Origin of the sequence: Stenotrophomonas sp. 24(2023), from assembly GCF_030913365.1 — a bacterium.
Classification (GTDB): Bacteria; Pseudomonadota; Gammaproteobacteria; order Xanthomonadales; family Xanthomonadaceae; genus Stenotrophomonas.
Genome location: NZ_CP133160.1, coordinates 426,626 through 441,911, shown reverse-complemented (window position 1 = coordinate 441,911; position 15,286 = coordinate 426,626). Strand labels below are relative to the sequence as shown.

General features: G+C 66.2%; 24 protein-coding genes and 1 tRNA gene. 14 read left to right on the top strand and 11 right to left on the bottom strand.

The features are described from left to right. Nucleotides 1-27 precede the first annotated feature (27 nt). From infC to Q9R17_RS02015, 10 genes are all read left to right on the top strand, one after another. The gene (gene infC, locus Q9R17_RS02060) at nucleotides 28-567 is read left to right on the top strand and encodes a translation initiation factor IF-3 (RefSeq protein WP_308156801.1); all 540 of its coding nucleotides are present in this window, start codon (nucleotides 28-30) and stop codon (nucleotides 565-567) included. A gap of 364 nt (nucleotides 568-931) precedes the next feature. Beyond that, nucleotides 932-1,129 (top strand): 50S ribosomal protein L35, encoded by a 198-nt coding sequence (gene rpmI, locus Q9R17_RS02055; RefSeq protein ID WP_010342861.1) that lies wholly within the window; start codon nucleotides 932-934, stop codon nucleotides 1,127-1,129. Nucleotides 1,130-1,140: 11 nt separating this feature from the next. Further along, complete coding sequence (gene rplT, locus Q9R17_RS02050) at nucleotides 1,141-1,500, top strand: 50S ribosomal protein L20 (RefSeq protein WP_005410435.1); 360 nt, start codon at nucleotides 1,141-1,143, stop codon at nucleotides 1,498-1,500. A 195-nt stretch (nucleotides 1,501-1,695) separates the two neighbouring features. Beyond that, complete coding sequence (gene pheS, locus Q9R17_RS02045; RefSeq protein ID WP_308156800.1) at nucleotides 1,696-2,691, top strand: phenylalanine--tRNA ligase subunit alpha; 996 nt, start codon at nucleotides 1,696-1,698, stop codon at nucleotides 2,689-2,691. Nucleotides 2,692-2,811: 120 nt separating this feature from the next. After that, nucleotides 2,812-5,193, top strand: a complete 2,382-nt coding sequence (gene pheT, locus Q9R17_RS02040) for a phenylalanine--tRNA ligase subunit beta (RefSeq protein ID WP_308156799.1) — start codon at nucleotides 2,812-2,814, stop codon at nucleotides 5,191-5,193. Between the two features lie 28 nt (nucleotides 5,194-5,221). Next, on the top strand, nucleotides 5,222-5,521 hold the full coding sequence (locus Q9R17_RS02035) for an integration host factor subunit alpha (protein ID WP_005410432.1): 300 nt from the start codon (nucleotides 5,222-5,224) through the stop codon (nucleotides 5,519-5,521). Next, nucleotides 5,502-5,858, top strand: a complete 357-nt coding sequence (locus tag Q9R17_RS02030; protein WP_005410431.1) for a MerR family transcriptional regulator — start codon at nucleotides 5,502-5,504, stop codon at nucleotides 5,856-5,858. Before Q9R17_RS02035 ends, Q9R17_RS02030 begins: the two co-directional genes overlap by 20 nt. 67 nt (nucleotides 5,859-5,925) lie before the next feature. Next, nucleotides 5,926-6,002 (top strand) — tRNA-Pro (locus tag Q9R17_RS02025). 199 nt (nucleotides 6,003-6,201) lie between these two features. Further along, nucleotides 6,202-6,549: a hypothetical protein gene (locus tag Q9R17_RS02020; protein ID WP_308156798.1), complete on the top strand. Its 348-nt coding sequence runs from the start codon at nucleotides 6,202-6,204 to the stop codon at nucleotides 6,547-6,549. An 18-nt stretch (nucleotides 6,550-6,567) separates the two neighbouring features. After that, entirely contained in the window at nucleotides 6,568-6,972 is a 405-nt protein-coding gene (locus Q9R17_RS02015; RefSeq protein WP_308156797.1) for a ribonuclease inhibitor, read from the top strand. A gap of 15 nt (nucleotides 6,973-6,987) precedes the next feature. On the opposite strand, the gene Q9R17_RS02010 is transcribed toward Q9R17_RS02015, so the two are convergent. Further along, entirely contained in the window at nucleotides 6,988-7,683 is a 696-nt protein-coding gene (locus tag Q9R17_RS02010; RefSeq protein ID WP_308156796.1) for an aspartate/glutamate racemase family protein, read from the bottom strand. 146 nt (nucleotides 7,684-7,829) lie between these two features. On the opposite strand from Q9R17_RS02010, the gene Q9R17_RS02005 reads away from it, so the two are divergent. Together Q9R17_RS02005 and Q9R17_RS02000 are read left to right on the top strand one after the other, a co-directional pair. Continuing rightward, nucleotides 7,830-8,477, top strand: a complete 648-nt coding sequence (locus tag Q9R17_RS02005; RefSeq protein WP_308156795.1) for a LysE family translocator — start codon at nucleotides 7,830-7,832, stop codon at nucleotides 8,475-8,477. A gap of 105 nt (nucleotides 8,478-8,582) precedes the next feature. Continuing rightward, nucleotides 8,583-8,756, top strand: a complete 174-nt coding sequence (locus Q9R17_RS02000; protein WP_308156794.1) for a DUF1328 domain-containing protein — start codon at nucleotides 8,583-8,585, stop codon at nucleotides 8,754-8,756. A 21-nt stretch (nucleotides 8,757-8,777) separates the two neighbouring features. Here Q9R17_RS02000 and Q9R17_RS01995 read toward each other — a convergent pair whose 3' ends face one another. The 3 genes from Q9R17_RS01995 to Q9R17_RS01985 are packed head-to-tail and all read right to left on the bottom strand — an operon-like array spanning nucleotide 8,778 to nucleotide 9,657. Further along, on the bottom strand, nucleotides 8,778-9,110 hold the full coding sequence (locus Q9R17_RS01995) for an SMR family transporter (RefSeq protein ID WP_308156793.1): 333 nt from the start codon (nucleotides 9,108-9,110) through the stop codon (nucleotides 8,778-8,780). A gap of 51 nt (nucleotides 9,111-9,161) precedes the next feature. Beyond that, complete coding sequence (locus Q9R17_RS01990; protein ID WP_308156792.1) at nucleotides 9,162-9,395, bottom strand: DUF1653 domain-containing protein; 234 nt, start codon at nucleotides 9,393-9,395, stop codon at nucleotides 9,162-9,164. Continuing rightward, nucleotides 9,388-9,657, bottom strand: a complete 270-nt coding sequence (locus tag Q9R17_RS01985) for a hypothetical protein (RefSeq protein ID WP_308156791.1) — start codon at nucleotides 9,655-9,657, stop codon at nucleotides 9,388-9,390. The genes Q9R17_RS01990 and Q9R17_RS01985 overlap by 8 nt, the downstream gene beginning before the upstream one ends. A gap of 408 nt (nucleotides 9,658-10,065) precedes the next feature. Here Q9R17_RS01985 and Q9R17_RS01980 point away from each other — a divergent pair, with 408 nt between their 5' ends. Then, complete coding sequence (locus Q9R17_RS01980; protein WP_308156790.1) at nucleotides 10,066-10,269, top strand: hypothetical protein; 204 nt, start codon at nucleotides 10,066-10,068, stop codon at nucleotides 10,267-10,269. Nucleotides 10,270-10,288: 19 nt separating this feature from the next. On the opposite strand, the gene Q9R17_RS01975 is transcribed toward Q9R17_RS01980, so the two are convergent. From Q9R17_RS01975 to Q9R17_RS01945, 7 genes are all read right to left on the bottom strand, one after another. Continuing rightward, a complete protein-coding gene (locus Q9R17_RS01975; RefSeq protein WP_308156789.1) occupies nucleotides 10,289-10,762 on the bottom strand; it encodes a prepilin-type N-terminal cleavage/methylation domain-containing protein in 474 nt (157 codons plus the stop codon). After that, nucleotides 10,752-11,387, bottom strand: coding sequence for a response regulator (locus Q9R17_RS01970; protein ID WP_308156788.1), 636 nt, complete (start codon nucleotides 11,385-11,387; stop codon nucleotides 10,752-10,754). The genes Q9R17_RS01975 and Q9R17_RS01970 overlap by 11 nt, the downstream gene beginning before the upstream one ends. A gap of 10 nt (nucleotides 11,388-11,397) precedes the next feature. Further along, nucleotides 11,398-11,856, bottom strand: a complete 459-nt coding sequence (locus tag Q9R17_RS01965) for a pilin (RefSeq protein WP_308156787.1) — start codon at nucleotides 11,854-11,856, stop codon at nucleotides 11,398-11,400. A 405-nt stretch (nucleotides 11,857-12,261) separates the two neighbouring features. Further along, complete coding sequence (locus tag Q9R17_RS01960) at nucleotides 12,262-12,588, bottom strand: hypothetical protein (protein WP_308158405.1); 327 nt, start codon at nucleotides 12,586-12,588, stop codon at nucleotides 12,262-12,264. A 96-nt stretch (nucleotides 12,589-12,684) separates the two neighbouring features. Then, a complete protein-coding gene (locus tag Q9R17_RS01955; protein ID WP_308156786.1) occupies nucleotides 12,685-13,062 on the bottom strand; it encodes a roadblock/LC7 domain-containing protein in 378 nt (125 codons plus the stop codon). Beyond that, a complete protein-coding gene (locus tag Q9R17_RS01950; protein ID WP_308156785.1) occupies nucleotides 13,055-13,597 on the bottom strand; it encodes a GTPase in 543 nt (180 codons plus the stop codon). The genes Q9R17_RS01955 and Q9R17_RS01950 overlap by 8 nt, the downstream gene beginning before the upstream one ends. Nucleotides 13,598-13,599: 2 nt before the next feature. After that, nucleotides 13,600-14,292: a hypothetical protein gene (locus tag Q9R17_RS01945; protein WP_308156784.1), complete on the bottom strand. Its 693-nt coding sequence runs from the start codon at nucleotides 14,290-14,292 to the stop codon at nucleotides 13,600-13,602. A 291-nt stretch (nucleotides 14,293-14,583) separates the two neighbouring features. On the opposite strand from Q9R17_RS01945, the gene Q9R17_RS01940 reads away from it, so the two are divergent. Next, nucleotides 14,584-15,243: a response regulator transcription factor gene (locus tag Q9R17_RS01940; protein ID WP_308156783.1), complete on the top strand. Its 660-nt coding sequence runs from the start codon at nucleotides 14,584-14,586 to the stop codon at nucleotides 15,241-15,243. Nucleotides 15,244-15,286 lie beyond the last annotated feature (43 nt).

The window sequence follows — 15,286 nt, the reverse complement described above, 5'->3', positions numbered from 1 at the left end:
ACAGGCACCCGGGCCGGTTCGATACCCTTGGGAGAATGTAATATCAGCACCCCTGACAACAAACAGAACCGCAAGAATCAGGAAATCCGTGTGCCGCGCGTCCGCGTGATCGGCAGTGACGGTGAAATGATCGGCGTGTTGTCGCGCGACGAAGCGCTGTCCATGGCCGAAGATGAAGGCCTGGACCTGGTCGAGATCCAGCCGCAGGCCGATCCGCCGGTCTGCAAGATCATGGACTTCGGCAAGTTCAAGTTCGAAGCGCAGAAGAAGGCCAGCGAGGCCAAGAAGAAGACCAAGCAGGTCGAGATCAAGGAAGTGAAGTTCCGTCCGGTCACGGACGAGGGCGACTACCAGATCAAGCTGCGCAAGATGCGCGGTTTCCTCGAAGATGGCGACAAGATCAAGGTCAACATCCGCTTCCGTGGCCGTGAAATGAGCCACCAGGAGCTGGGCCGTGAAATGGCCGCCCGCATCGAGGCGGATCTCGGCGAAGACATCGTGATCGAATCCCGTCCGCGCCTGGAAGGCCGCCAGATGGTGATGATGATCGCGCCGAAGAAGAAGTAAGGCAGCGTCGGGCGCTTGCCCGGCCGCGTCCAGCACAGCCGGGCCCCGGGCCCGGCTTTGTGCATTGTGGCGGCTTCACTTTGCCGCCATATCGTCTCGTTTTCCATTGAGACGCAATCCTGCGGCCCGCAGGAGCACCGCCCCGGCAATGCCCGCTCGATCAAGGGTTTGCATCAGCCGGGCAGGGCGGGCATAATGGGCGGCCCGGTTCGCCGGGTGCTGTTTTCTTTGCTTTGATGAATACGGCAACAGGACCGGCCCGCTCCTTTGAGGAGATGGGCTTACAAGCAGGCACGGGCACGGACGGAAAGTGTGGCATCGCCACCGCCCTGGTCAGTAAAAAAACACCATCAAGGACATAGCAATGCCCAAGATCAAGACCAACCGGGCGGCGGCCAAGCGTTTCCGCAAGACCGCATCCGGCAAGTACAAGGCTGGCCACGCCAACCGTAGCCACATCCTCACCAAGAAGGCGACCAAGCGGAAGCGTAACCTGCGTCAGACGAACCACGTCCGCGCAGAAGACGCAGGCCGTCTGGACCGCATGCTGCCCTACCTCTGAGGAACTGAAAAATGGCACGAGTTAAGCGTGGCGTACAGGCGCGTCGCCGTCACAAGAAAATTCTGGATCTGGCCAAGGGCTACTACAACGCCCGTCGCAAGGTCTTCCGCGTTGCCAAGCAGGCGGTCATCAAGGCACAGCAGTACGCCTACATCGGCCGTAAGCAGAAGAAGCGCAACTTCCGTTCGCTGTGGATCACCCGCATCAATGCGGCTGCCCGCATCAACGGCCTGAGCTACAGCCGCTTCATGAACGGCCTGCTGAAGGCTGGCATCACCCTGGACCGCAAGGTCCTGGCTGACATCGCCGTGCACGACGCAGCCGGTTTTGCCGCACTGGCCGAAAAGGCCAAGGGCGCGCTGGCGGCATAAGTCCTTCCCGATGCCGTTGCCGTTCACTCGGAACGGTGTCAGGTCAAGGCAATGCATGGGGAAGGGCGCAAGTCCTTCCCCATTCTTTTTTGTCCCGGGCGCAGCGGCCGCTGGCGCAGCGACCGGGCAGCGGTGGCGACGGGGGTCGGCCCTTCGCACGTCGCGATGGCAGACCGACCGGAGTTCCGGCTACCCATGAGTGACATCCAATCCCTGACCACCCAGGCGCTGGCCGATGTGGCCGCCGCGCAGAGCCCGGACGTGCTGGAACAGCTGCGCGTGGCGCTGCTGGGCAAGAATGGCAGCATCACCGCCCAGCTCAAGCAGCTCGGCGCGCTGCCGGCCGATGAGCGCAAGGCCGCCGGCGAAGCCATCAACCAGTCCCGTGATGCGCTGACCCGCGCGCTGGGCGAACGCAAGGCCGTGCTTGAAGACGCTGCGCTGGACGCGCGCCTGGCTGCCGAAGCGATCGACATCACCCTGCCGGGCCGCCGCGGCGACCGCGCCGGGCTGCACCCGGTCACCCGTACCCTGGAGCGGATCACCGGCATCTTCGGCCGCCTTGGCTATGAGCTGTCCGAAGGCCCGGAAATCGAAGACGACTGGCACAACTTCGAAGCACTGAACTTCCCGCCGCACCATCCGGCGCGCGCGATGCACGACACCTTCTACTTCGGTGACGGCCGCCTGCTGCGCACGCATACCTCGGGTGTGCAGGTGCGCTACATGGGCGAGCACCAGCCGCCGCTGCGCATGATCGCCGCCGGCAAGGTGTACCGCAGCGACAGCGACCAGACCCATTCGCCGATGTTCCACCAGGTCGAAGGCCTGCTGGTTGACGAGCATTCCACCTTCGCCGACCTGAAGGGCACGCTGGCCGAGTTCGTGCGCGCCTTCTTCGAGCGCGATTTCGAGATGCGCTTCCGTCCCAGCTACTTCCCGTTCGTCGAACCGGGGGCGGAAGTGGACATCGCCTGGCAGCAGCCCGATGGCAGCACCCGCTGGCTGGAAGTGCTCGGCTGCGGCATGGTGCACCCGAACGTGCTGCGCAACGTGGGCATCGATCCGGAGCGCTACACCGGCTTCGCCTTCGGCCTGGGCGTGGAGCGCTTCGCGATGCTGCGCTACGGCGTCAACGACCTGCGCGCGTTCTTCGAGAACGACGTGCGGTTCCTGAAACAGTTCGCGTAAGCCGCAACCGTGTAGAGCCGGGCCATGCTCGGCTGCATTTCCGGATGGACGCCTCCTTGCGCATGCGCTGGGCGACCACAAAACCGCAACGGGAGGCGCGCCTCCCACCAGGGTGACACCATGAAATTCTCCGAAAACTGGCTGCGCAGCCACGTTCCCACCTCCGCCTCGCGCGATGAACTGAGCGCGGTGCTGACCGCCATCGGGCTGGAAGTGGAGGAGGTGACCGCGCTGGGCGATGGCCTCGATCACGTGGTCGTGGCACGTATCGTCGAGGCCCAGCGCCATCCCGAAGCGGACCGTCTGCAGGTGTGCAGGGTCGATGCCGGGCAGGGCGAGCTGCTGCAGATCGTCTGTGGTGCACCGAACGCACGCCCGGGCCTGGTCGCGCCGCTGGCGATGGTCGGCGCGCAGATCGGCGAGCTGAAGATCAAGCCGGCCAAGCTGCGTGGCGTGGAATCCAACGGCATGCTGTGCTCGGCCAAGGAGCTGGGCCTGGACAACGATGCCTCGGGCCTGCTGGAACTGCCCGATGATGCGCCGGTTGGCCAGGCGCTGGTGGACTACCTGGGCCTGCCTGACGCCAGCATCGAGATCAAGCTGACTCCGAACCGCGCTGACTGCTTCAGCGTGCGCGGCATCGCCTATGACGTGGCTGCTGCGGCCCACAGCGAAGTGCGGCCGTTCGCTGCCGCGCCGGTCGCTGCGGTGGGCAGCCGCGAGCTGTCGATCCAGCTGGCGGCGGGCGCGGATGCGCCGCGTTACCTGGGCCGGGTGATCGAAGGCGTCAACGCCGCCGCCAGCACCCCGCTGTGGATGGCCGAGCGCCTGCGCCGCAGCGGCGTGCGTCCGGTGTCGCTGCTGGTGGACATCACCCAGTACGTGATGCTGGAACTGGGCCAGCCGATGCATGCCTACGACCTGGGTACGCTGAAGGGCAGCATCGCCGTGCGCCGCTCGCGTGCCGGTGAAACCACCACGCTGCTCGACAGCCGCGAGGTGGTGCTGGATGACAGCTTCCTGGTGGTGACCGACGCTGACCGCCCGGTGGGCCTGGCCGGCCTGATGGGCGGTTTCGACAGCCGCGTCACCGACGCCACCACCGACGTGTTCCTGGAAGCGGCGCACTTCGCGCCGGCCGCGATCATGGGCCGGGGCCGCAAGCTGGGCCTGCACACCGATGCCGGCCACCGTTTCGAGCGCGGGGTCGACCCGGCGCTGCCGCGCACCGCCATCGAATACGCCACCCGCCTGGTGCTGGACCTGGCCGGTGGCACGCCGTCGCCGGTGACCGAGGCCGTGCGTGCCGAGGATCTGCCGCAGCCGGCCACGATCCTCCTGCGCCGCGCCCGCATCACCCGCGTGCTCGGCATCCGCATCGACGATGCCGAGGTCGAGCGCATCCTGCGCGCACTGGGCATGGACGTGGTCGCCGCCGGCGAAGGCTGGCAGGTCACCGCACCGAGCCGCCGCTTCGATATCGCCATCGAGGAAGACCTGATCGAAGAGCTGGCACGCATCCACGGCTACGAGCAGATCCCGACCACGCTGCCGGGCGGTGCCAGCCGCGTGGCGATGCCGACCGAGACCGTGCTGGACACGCTGAGCGTGCGCCGCCAGTTGGTCGCCCGTGACCTGCAGGAAACCATCAACTACGCCTTCGTCGATGCCGCGCTGCTGTCGCAGTGGCAGCTGACCGAGGGCCTGGTGCCGCTGGCCAACCCGCTGTCGGCCGAACTGGCGGTCATGCGCCCGTCGCTGCTGCCGGGCCTGGTGGCCACGCTGGGCCGCAATGCCGCCCGCCAGCAGGGGCGCGTGCGCCTGTTCGAGGTCGGCCGCGTGTTCGCCCAGCAGGCCGGCGACGGTCAGCCGGCACCGCTGGAAACCACCCGCGTGGCTGCCGCGGTCTGCGGCGATGCCGAGACCGTGCAGTGGGGCCTGCCGGCCCGCAAGGTTGATTTCCATGACCTCAAGGGCGACCTGGAATCGCTGGCCGCGGCCAGTGGCGCGGTGCTGGCGTTCGAGCCTTCGCAGCGCCCGTATGGCCACCCGGCCCGCTCGGCCGAGGTGCTGCGCGATGGCGCGGTGATCGGCTGGATCGGCCAGATCCACCCGCGCCTGGCCAAGGCGCTGGACCTCGACGTGGACGTCTATGCGGTGGAACTGGACCTGGCCGGCCTGTCGGCCCGCCAGCTGCCGCGTGCCGGCGAGCTGTCGCGCTTCCCGGCGGTACGCCGCGACCTGGCCTTCCTGGTGCCTGAACAGGTCAGCTGGGCGGCCCTGGCCGCCACCGTGCGGCAGGCGGCCGGTCCGCTGCTGCGCGAGGTCAACCTGTTCGACCGCTATGTCGGCCAGGGGGTCGAGCCGGGCTTCAAGAGTCTCGCTATGGGCTTGATTTTGCAGGACAAGTCGCGCACTCTGACGGACCGCGACGTGGAAGCGGTGGTGGCCGAGGCGGTCACTGCCATCGAGCGTGAACACCACGCCCGGATCCGCGGCTGAGCGGGCAGCACTCGGGGGTAAGCAGGCAATGGCATTGACCAAGGCGGAGATGGCGGAAAAGCTGTTCGACGAAGTCGGTCTGAACAAGCGTGAAGCCAAGGAATTCGTCGACGCATTCTTCGATGTGCTGCGCGAAGCATTGGAACAGGGACGTCAGGTGAAGCTGTCGGGCTTCGGCAATTTCGACCTGCGGCGCAAGAACCAGCGCCCGGGTCGCAACCCCAAGACCGGCGAGGAAATTCCGATTTCCGCCCGTACGGTGGTCACGTTCCGTCCGGGCCAGAAGCTCAAGGAGAGGGTGGAAGCGTATGCTGGATCCGGGCAGTAACCGAGAACTTCCGCCGATACCGGCCAAGCGCTACTTCACCATCGGTGAAGTCAGCGAGCTGTGCGACGTCAAACCGCACGTGCTGCGCTACTGGGAGACCGAGTTTCCCAGCCTTGAACCGGCCAAGCGCCGTGGCAACCGCCGCTACTACCAGCGCCATGATGTGCTGATGGTGCGGCAGATCCGCAGCCTGCTGTACGAACAGGGCTACACGATCGGCGGTGCGCGCCTGCGGCTGGATGGCCCCGATGCCCGCGAGGAATCGGCGCTGAGCAACCAGATCATCAAGCAGGTACGCATGGAGCTGGAAGAAGTGCTGCAATTGCTGCGGCGCTGATTCATTTCTCCGCGTTATCCGCTATACTTCACGGCCCGCCCAACGGCGGGTACATCGCAGCATCAGTCGGGGCGTAGCGCAGCCTGGTAGCGCATCTGCCTGGGGGGCAGAGGGTCGTCGGTTCGAATCCGGCCGTCCCGACCACTGTGATGGATCAATCAAGCCTGCGCAGCGATGCGTGGGCTTTTTTGTTGGCGCAGGAAAAGCGACGCAACCCTAAAGTTTCCGCCGTCGCTGCCGTCTAGTGCAGGGAGCCCGTGAAAGCGTGAGCTCCATCACGGCACTGTCGCACCCGAACCTCTGATGGGACACTGCCCCTCGAAACCAACCACAGGGGGTTGTGTTGATCAGCAGTCGTTTCATCCAAGGCGCGGCCACGGCCGCACCGGTCCTGGACACCGTGTTCAAAGGCAAGCATGTCACCGTGTCCTGGGGCGTGCGCGGCCCCGAACTGCGCAAGGCCGCCGAGCCGGCGGCGACCAAGGCGGCGCGGCGCGCATTGTCGGCCGTGTCCGGCCATGCAGGCGAGCCGCGCCTGCATGAGGTTTTCGTCGCCAACCAGATCGCCGTGGCGATCAGCATCCACACCCAGCTCAGCAATGCGGCGGCGGGGGATGCGGTGTTCTTCCTGTGCGATTCGCAGGACGTGGTGGAATGGCTGCTGTCGGCGCTGGCGATCGTGCCGGACTGAGCCGGGTACCATGGGGGCATGCCGAGCCCGCCCACGCCCCTTTCCCTCACCCTGGATGGCGACCGTTTCCAGGACATCGGCGGCTTCTATGCCGAGATCAACCGCGTTTTCATGGCCGATGAGGACTGGCAGCTCGGCCCCAGCCTGGATGCGCTGGATGATCTGCTATATGGCAGCTACGGCGTGGCCCGGGATGCTTCTGCGGTACAGTTGACCTGGCTGCAGTTCGAGAAGAGCCGGCAGGCGCTGGGCGTGGCGGCCACGCGCGACTGGCTGCAGGCCAAACTCGCGCAGCCGGACCACTTCAATGCCGAAGGCGTGCAGCGCCAGCTGCAGGCGCTGCAGGCCGGTGGCCCGACCTATTTCGACATCGTGCTGGAGATCCTGGCCAGCCACCCGCACATCACCCTGCGGCCGGCCTGAGCCGACCCGGCCGGATCAGTCGTCCAGCGCGGCATCGATCGCCGCCAGGGCGTGCAGGGTGGTGGTGTCGAACAACGGTACCGGGCTGTCCTGCTGGCCGATCAGCAGCATGATTTCCGTGCAGCCCAGGATGATGCCCTGCGCCCCGCGCGCCACCAGCCGCTGGATGACCTCGACATACGCCTGGCGCGAGGCGTCGCGCACCACGCCGGTAATCAGTTCCTCGTAGATGATCCGGTGCACGGTGCGCCGGTCATCCTCGTCCGGCACCAGCACGTCCAGGCCATGCGTGCGCTCGAGCCGGCCGCGGTAGAAGTCCTGTTCCATCGTGAACGCAGTGCCCAGCAGGCCGATGCGCTGCAGGCCATCGGCCTTGATGCGCGCGGCGGTGGGGTCGGCGATATGCAGCAGTGGCACCGGCACGGCGTCGGTCACCGCGTCGGCCAGCCGGTGCATGGTGTTGGTGCAGATCAGCAGCAGCTGTGCACCACCGGCCTGCAGGCGACGCGCGCCCTCGGCCATCTCCACGGCCAGGGCATCCCATTGGCCGGCATGCTGCAGCTGTTCGATGCGGTGGAAGTCGAACGACCACAACAGCAGCTGCGCCGAGTGGGTGCCGCCCCGTCGGCGCCGGACTTCCTCGTTGAGGATGCGGTAGTACTGCGCGGAGCTTTCCCAGCTCATGCCGCCGATCAGGCCCAGAGTCTTCATGTCCATCCACATCGTTGCCCAGCCCTGGATTGAAACACAGGCCGGGTGCCTGTGCTGTACCCATCGAACGGCAGCACGACTGTCCATGGGCAGGCCGTTCCGCCGGCCGTAAGCTGGGGGCTGTTTTCCATTGCCTGGAGTGACGCGTGGCCCTGCATACCTGGTGGCTGTTCACGGTGACGGTGTTCGTGCTGTGCGGCACGCCCGGCCCGAACATGCTGCACATCCTCAGCCGCAGTGTCGGCCTGGGCTTCCGCCGCAGCACGGCAGCGATGCTCGGCTGCCTGCTGGCCCTGGTGCTGGTACTGGCCGCATCGGCGGCAGGGCTGAGCGCGTTGCTGCTGTCCTCGCCGGTGCTGTTCGAGGTGCTGCGCTACCTGGGCGTGGCCTACCTGGCCTGGCTGGGCATCAAGGCCTGGCGCGAGAGCCGTGCGCCAGCGCCGCAGGCACCGGTGGGCGGAGGCGATGCGCTGCCGCCACCCGCGCTCGACCGGCCGTGGGCCGTATTCCGGGGTGGTTTCCTGGTGGGCCTGAGCAACCCGAAGCTGCTGCTGTTCGCAGCCGCCTTCCTGCCCCAGTTCGTCGACCCGGCGCGTGCGCTGGGCGTGCAGTACACCGTGCTGGTAGCGACCTTCGCTGCCTGCGAACTGTTCTGGTACGCGGTCTATGCGCTGGGCGGCCACAAGCTGCGTCGTGCACTGGCGCGGCCAGCGCTCAAGCGCCTGTTCGACCGCCTGACCGGCACGATCTTCCTCGGTTTTGCGGTACTGCTGCTGCGCTTCCGCCCGCGCTGAACCGCAGGCCGTTCACGTCGGCTGGGCGCTGCGCTCACGGTCCAGGCATCGCCCACCGGCTAGCGTGATGGCTCCTATCGCGCCCCTGCCGGGGAAAGGATCGACATGATCAAGTGGGCCATCATCTTCGCCATCATCGGCCTGATTGCCGGTGCGCTGGGTTTCGGTGGCATTGCCGGTGCCGCCGTGGGAATCGCCAAGTTCCTGTTCTGGGCGGGCATCATCATCGCCGTGGTGCTGTTCCTGCTGGGCATGACCGTGGCGAAGAAGGTCAGCTAGCCAGCCTCGGCAACGGCGCGCTCAGTGCGCGCCGCTGCGCGAGAACAGGTTGATCACCAGCACCCCGGCCAGGATCAGGCCGATACCCAGCAGTGCCGGCAGATCCAGCCGCTGCTTGAACACCACCAGCCCGATCAGCGAGATCAGCACGATGCCCACGCCCGACCAGATGGCGTAGGCGATGCCGGTGGGCACTGATTTCATCGTCAATGCCAGCAGGTAGAAGCACACGCCATAGCCGGCCAGTGCGCCGAGGGTCGGCCACAGCCGGCTCATGCCGTCGGACGCCTTCAGCAGCGAGGTGGCGATGACCTCCAGCACGATGGCCGCGGCGAGATAGACATAGGGATTCATCAGGCGGTCCTTGCAGCGGGCGGGCCCGGGGCTGCCCGCACGGGGCGGGGGTCAGTCCGGCAGCGGGGCGAAGCGCGGCTGCGGACCCTCGGCTCCCGGTACCTGCTCGACGAACATCGCATACGGGCGTACCCACAGGCCACCGTCGCCGTACAGGGCCCGGTACAGCACCATCGGTTGCAGGGTTTCGCTGCTGCGGACCACATCGATGACGTCGTACAGGCCGCCCTTGAAATGGCGATAGCGGCCGCGGGCCAGGGCCGGCAGCGGGGTCAGGTCACTCATTGGGGATGTTCCGAGGAGGGGGATTGCCGGCGGCGCAGTACGCGGCGACGGCCTGCGCAGTATTGGCGATGCCTGCGGCCTTTGCCAGCTCCCAGGGGCGTTCGCAGCGCTGGTTGCGTGCGCACCATTGGTATCCGGCCGAGCCGATGCAGCCGTGGGCATCGCGGTCGCTGCCGGGCATCGGTGTCGGCGCGATCGGGGCCACGGTCGGGGCGGTGGCACAGGCCGCCAGCAGCAGCGGCAGCAGGGCGATCGGTTTCATCGGCAGGTGCCTTGCAGCAAGGGACACCCAGTGTGCGCAGCGCGGAAGTGGCCGGCACGTGAGGAAGGGTGGGGCCGGGCCCCGGTGCCCCCCGGCGGGCTCAGCTCAGCGACGCACGGATCAGCTCTTCGAGCAGGATCAGGTAGCAGGCCGCGAAGTACAGCTTGAGCAGCGTGGAACGCTGCAGGTGCAGGAAGGTGCGCATGTGGAAGGGACCCCTGTAGGTGAAGGTAGTGTGAATCAATGTCAACATCGTGACAAGGGTCACGTAATCTCTTCACTTAAGCCACTCAGGGATGTGACGGCTGGCCCGCCTGCGTCACTTCAGACGGGTCTGATGGATCACGTTCCAGGCCTCGTGGATCGTGGGCACACAGGCCGCTGCGGCGGCTGTTCCGGGAATCCGCCATGAACGTCATCGTCACCCATCTGGACCGCGGCTGGCACGTGCAGCTTGCCGGGCAGGTCCAGCCCTCATTCCATCTGTCCGGCGCCGACGCCTTCGATGCCGCCTGTCGCCTGGCGGAGGCATTCCACCGGCGCACGGGAGGCTGCGCGACGGTGGACGTCCGCAGCTTCCAGGCCCGGGTGGAAGTGGCGCGGTTCGGATGATCCTGCGACCGCAGGGCGGTCAGTAGTCTTCGCAGGCCTGGGGCATCAGCGTGGAGGGAATGCCCAGGCCCTGGCAGGCCCAGCCGCCATTGCTGTCACGCTGCAGCCGCAGCAGGCCGCCGGCAACGACATCCGACTGCAGCATGCAATCAAGCGCGATGTAGAGCTGGCCACCGACATAGGACGGGTTGGCGTTGAAGCTCGTACAGCGCGAGGTTTCCGTCGGCATCTGCGCCAGCAGCTTGGCCCGCAGGCCGTTGAGTGATGCATCACTTTCGACCAGTGTCGCTTCCACCAATGCCTTGTTCACGCCCAGCTCGTACAGGGCCACGGCGACCTTGGTGCGCTTTGTAAACGTCTGGTACTGGGGCAGGGCAATCATGGCCAGCGTGGCGATGATGGCCACCACGACCATCAGTTCCACCAGTGAAAACCCGCCCTGGTGCCGGCTGCGGGGCCGTGCAACGGCGTCATGAGAACAGTCAGAGGGCATGGGCCGGTTCCTTCATGGGTAACTCCGTGGCGGGGGGCTGGCACGCAGGAGCTGTGCTCTGGGTCGGGCCCGCCGCGATGGCATCGATGACGCCGCAGAGATGGCTGGGCGGGCTGTACTTGTAGACCCGGCAGGGTTTCAGCTTGGGAAACGCCGCGCCGATCCCGCGCCAGTAGCTGCGCGTGATCAGCACGATCACCTGCAGGTCGGGACGGGCCCGGACGATGCGGTTCAACAGGGCAATGCCATCGCTCTGCCCCGGCGTGGGCATGTAGGGGTCGATCACCAGCAGGTCGCAGGCCGGGTTGCCGGCATGCTGTTCGGCTTCATGCGGTGAGCGGGCATGGGTGATGCTCGACCCGGCCACATGCTGCTGCAGGCAGGCCTGCAGTTCGCGGCGCAACACCGGGTTGGGATCGGCGATGACGATGTTCATGGAGGGCTCGGCACGATCAGCGCCCACCGTGTCGGGTGTTGCTGGCGGACAGGGCCGGGCAGCGGAGGATTCGCAGGTGCATGAAGGACGGGCGATCAGGTGTTCATCGGGGCAGTGGCGGCGATGCCGCCGGGCTGCCGCAACGCTGCGACGGATGCCCGCCGGGGACAGCCATCGCAGCGTGCGCATCAGGCGGGGATCAGGCGCGGCAGGCGGCCGGCAGCAGATCTTCCGGTGCGCCGGTACCGGTGCACTTCCACAGGCCGTCCTTGCTGCGGTCCAGGTTCAGCGTGGCGCTGCCGCCCCACTTGGTGTCGGCCTTCAGGCTGCAGGTCAGGTTGGCTTCACCGGAGGCTCCGTCCATGGACACGCTGAAGCTGCTGCAGCGCGATCCTTCCACCGGCAGGCCGACTGCGGACGGGTCGCTGGTGGTGGAGCCTTCGGAAAACAGCGCTTCCACACCGATCTTGCCGCCGGCCACTTCGGACAGCGCGGCCGACAGCTTCGACTTCGCCGAGAAGTTCTGGTACTGCGGCAGGGCGACCATGGCGAGGATGCTGATGATCGCCACCACCACCATCAGTTCAATCAACGAAAAGCCGCGCTGTGCGGACATGGGGCGGGCGGCGCGGCGCATGGGCAGCGTTGCAGTAGTCATGGTGGATCCTTATTGAAGTCTGGTTTGATTTTCTGGAATGACGGCAGGGAGCGTGGTCCCGGCACGTGCTGCTAGAAAATCATTTCGAGCGCAGGATCGATATTCCATAACTTGCAAAATGCGCTTTCAGAACCCTGCATGCATGGGTTTTACGAATTATCTGAAAACGCATGCGTATTGCTGCGCCGGGCATCGTGCTGTTGCGGCGCGCACTGGCGGATGCACACGGCCAGGACCGCGCAGGCATGTGGGCTTCGTGGGCGTTGGCGCCGGTGGGGAATGAAGCGGCTTCAGGGCGACACCACGCAAAAATGCCGCCCCCGCTTCCCCAAGCGGGGGCGGCGTCCCCATCCCCATATTCCCCTGTTTTTCCCCCGGGGCGGGGGCGTACCGGTTGCCGGCGGCTTACAGCACCAGCGAACTTTCCACGTCCAGCACCATGCGCCGGGCAAGGGCCAGATTGGCCTTCTGGCGATCCAGCACGACATAGAAGAACAGGCCGCGCTTGGCCGACACCGGGCGCAGCACGTGGTAGGCGCGTCCCAGCGTGATCAGGATGTCTTCAATGGCATCGTTGAGCTTGAGTGCATCGGCGGTCTTCATCTTGGCGCGGATGACTTCGGTGTTGCCTGCCGCAGCCAGTTCCATGTCGACACCGGCGCCGGCCTGGCCCAGCAGCATGCCGCTTTCATAATCGACCAGGGCAACGGCCTGTGCGCCGTTGATCTGCATGAGCGATTCCAGGCATTTGTTGATAGCAGTATTCATTTCAGTCTCGGTGTTGGAAAGTCGGCGGTTGAAGAAGTGGTGGAAGAATCGCGGACGCATTTACTGGTCCGATGTGGCGGCGAGCTGGAGCACGCATTGTTTTGCGTGCCACAGCACGTTCCCGATCACGCAGGTGTGGTCGCAGGCGGTCATCAGCAGCCGTGGCGACGGCCCCGGCACGGCCAGCATCAGGACCTTGCCGTGGGCGGCTTCGAGAATGAGGGTGTCCAGGTCGCCGAAGGCCAGCTCACGGCCCAGCGCGCCGGCCAGGCCGAGCATCGAACTGGTCATGGCCGCCAGGCGGTCGGCGGTGTTGCCCCGTGGGCCTGCCTGGGCCAGGGCGAAGCCATCGCTGCTGGCCAGGACGATGGCCTGCACGCCGCTGAGGGTCCTGGCCAGGGCCTCCAGGGTGGGGGCCGGGTGGGGCGTGTCATTCATCGATTGTCACCATCGCGTTGCATTCAATCTGGCTCATCAGCACATCCATCAGGATCATGGCCTGCGGCATCTGGCGCGGGTCCAGCGGCATCACCGGCAGGGACGGGGCGTGCATCTGCAGCCAGGTTTCCCAGGCGCGCAATGCGGGAAGGTTGTCGTCGCAGCGGGTCACGCCGATCACCACGGGCAAGCGCGGCGCCGCTTCTGCAATCGCCTGCAGGTACATCGCCGCCTGTGCCGTGCCCGGGTGGGTGCCGGCATCGACCAGTACGATCGCGCCCTGCGCGCCGGCCAGCAGGATGGGCCACAGGTAGGAAAACCGCTGCTGCCCCGGGGTGCCATACAGGCGCAGGCGATCGCCGCCGGGCAGAGCGATGTCGCCATAGTCCAGGGCGACGGTGGTGAACTCCTTGCCGACGCTGGGATCGCTGTTGCGGGCTTCGGTCGCTACCGCCTGTCCTTGCGTCAGGGTCTGCACCAGCGTTGATTTGCCAACGCCAAGCGGTCCCATGACGACCACTTTGTGTTCACGCATTGTCATGCACTCCAGCGGATTCGAATCTGGCGCCACAGGTTGGCCAGTCCATCGGCGGCCGAACGGCGTGCCATGGGGGGGCTGCCCATGACGGGAAAACCGTAGCCGCTCAGGTAGGCGGCGTTGAAAAAGGCCTGCACCTGTTGCCGGGGTATGTCGAGCAGGGAGCTGCAGCCCTCCACCGAGACACCGTGCCTGACCATCAACGCGCACAGGCGGAAGTGGTCGTGGCGATGGGCCAGGATGCGGAAGTCGGGCCAGCGGTGCAGCTGCAGCTGCGTATCGCCCATCAACGGCTGCAACGGTGTGTCACCGTGCCCGGCGTGCAGGCCGATGTCCCACAGCGTGGGGCGCATGGGGAGCAGGCTGCCCGTTGTCGCGCGCTTTTCGAACATCTCGCGATTGACCATGGCCAGCGCCAGGTCCGGTGTCGGTTCGGACAACAGCCGCTGCAGTTCGGCGATCGCGATGGGGGACGGTTCGGTCGTCATCATCCGGTCGTCGCGCGCGCTCAGCCAGCACACCGTCTTGTTCGGGTGGATGATCGCGGCATACCCGGTCCCGCGGTCGGCCAGCGCATCACTGGACAGGTAATACCTGAGCTGCTGCACGAAGGGCAGTGCCGCAGGCGGCGATGCCATGTGCAGCCGTTCGTCGAAAACGTCCTGGTAGGGATACCGGCGGTAGCGGGTCATGGTCGAATGCGCGTAGGGACGTGATGAAAAGGATGTGCGCCTGCCGCGCGCAGAAAAAACGCATCTGCGTGGCAGGGGGGCCTTCCAGGGTGGGGTGCGGCGATATGTGCGCTGCGGGGTGCTAGCTGACCATTCGCCGTGCGCGAGGTCTATGCAAATACTGGGAAATGCGTGAATACGTGCGCGGAATCGGAAAGATTTCAAATGCAATCTCTTGCATTGACGCTCGCGCGATGGCGTTCGTAGCATCGCCTCGCCATGTTCAATGAAGAGGCGTGTCAATAATCCTTTATGAGTATCCGGATAGTAATTGCCGACGATCATCCTGTTGTGATGGTGGGCATACGCGCGGTGCTTGAACTACGGGGCGGGTACAGCATCGTGGGGGAAGCACGCTGCCCCCAGGAGCTGTTCCACTTGATGGGGGAGGGCGGCGTACAGATGGTCGTCACTGATTTCTGCATGCCCGGGTGCCGCCTGCCGGATGGCCACACGATGCTCGATACCCTGCAGCGCCGGTACCCGGGCGTGCAGGTTGTGCTGATGACGATGTTCACCAATGCCTCGTCGCTGCACCTGGCGCTCCGCTCGGGCGTGCGGGCGATCGTGGACAAGGGCGGCGATCCGCGGACACTGCTGGACGCCATCGAGAAGGTCCGGGCCGGCGTTGTCTTCATCGACGGGCGGCTGGTCGAGCGGCTGAGCCCGTCCGGCCACCGTGACCGGCTGGCCAGCCTGTCGCCGAAGGAGCTGGAGGTACTGCGCCTGTATGCCGCCGGGGATTCCATTACGGACATCGCCACGCGCCTGAGCCGGACAGTCAGCACCATCAGCCGGCAACGCCTTTCAGCGATGCGCCGGCTGGGCGTGCACAACGAGGCAGAACTGTTCGCCTGCCTGCTCGGGGAGGGGCTGGTCAACGGCAGTGAATGCGGGCTGGTGCATCACTAGCCTGCCGTGCAGCGGCAACCCTGTTCCGTTGCCGGGCCGGCCG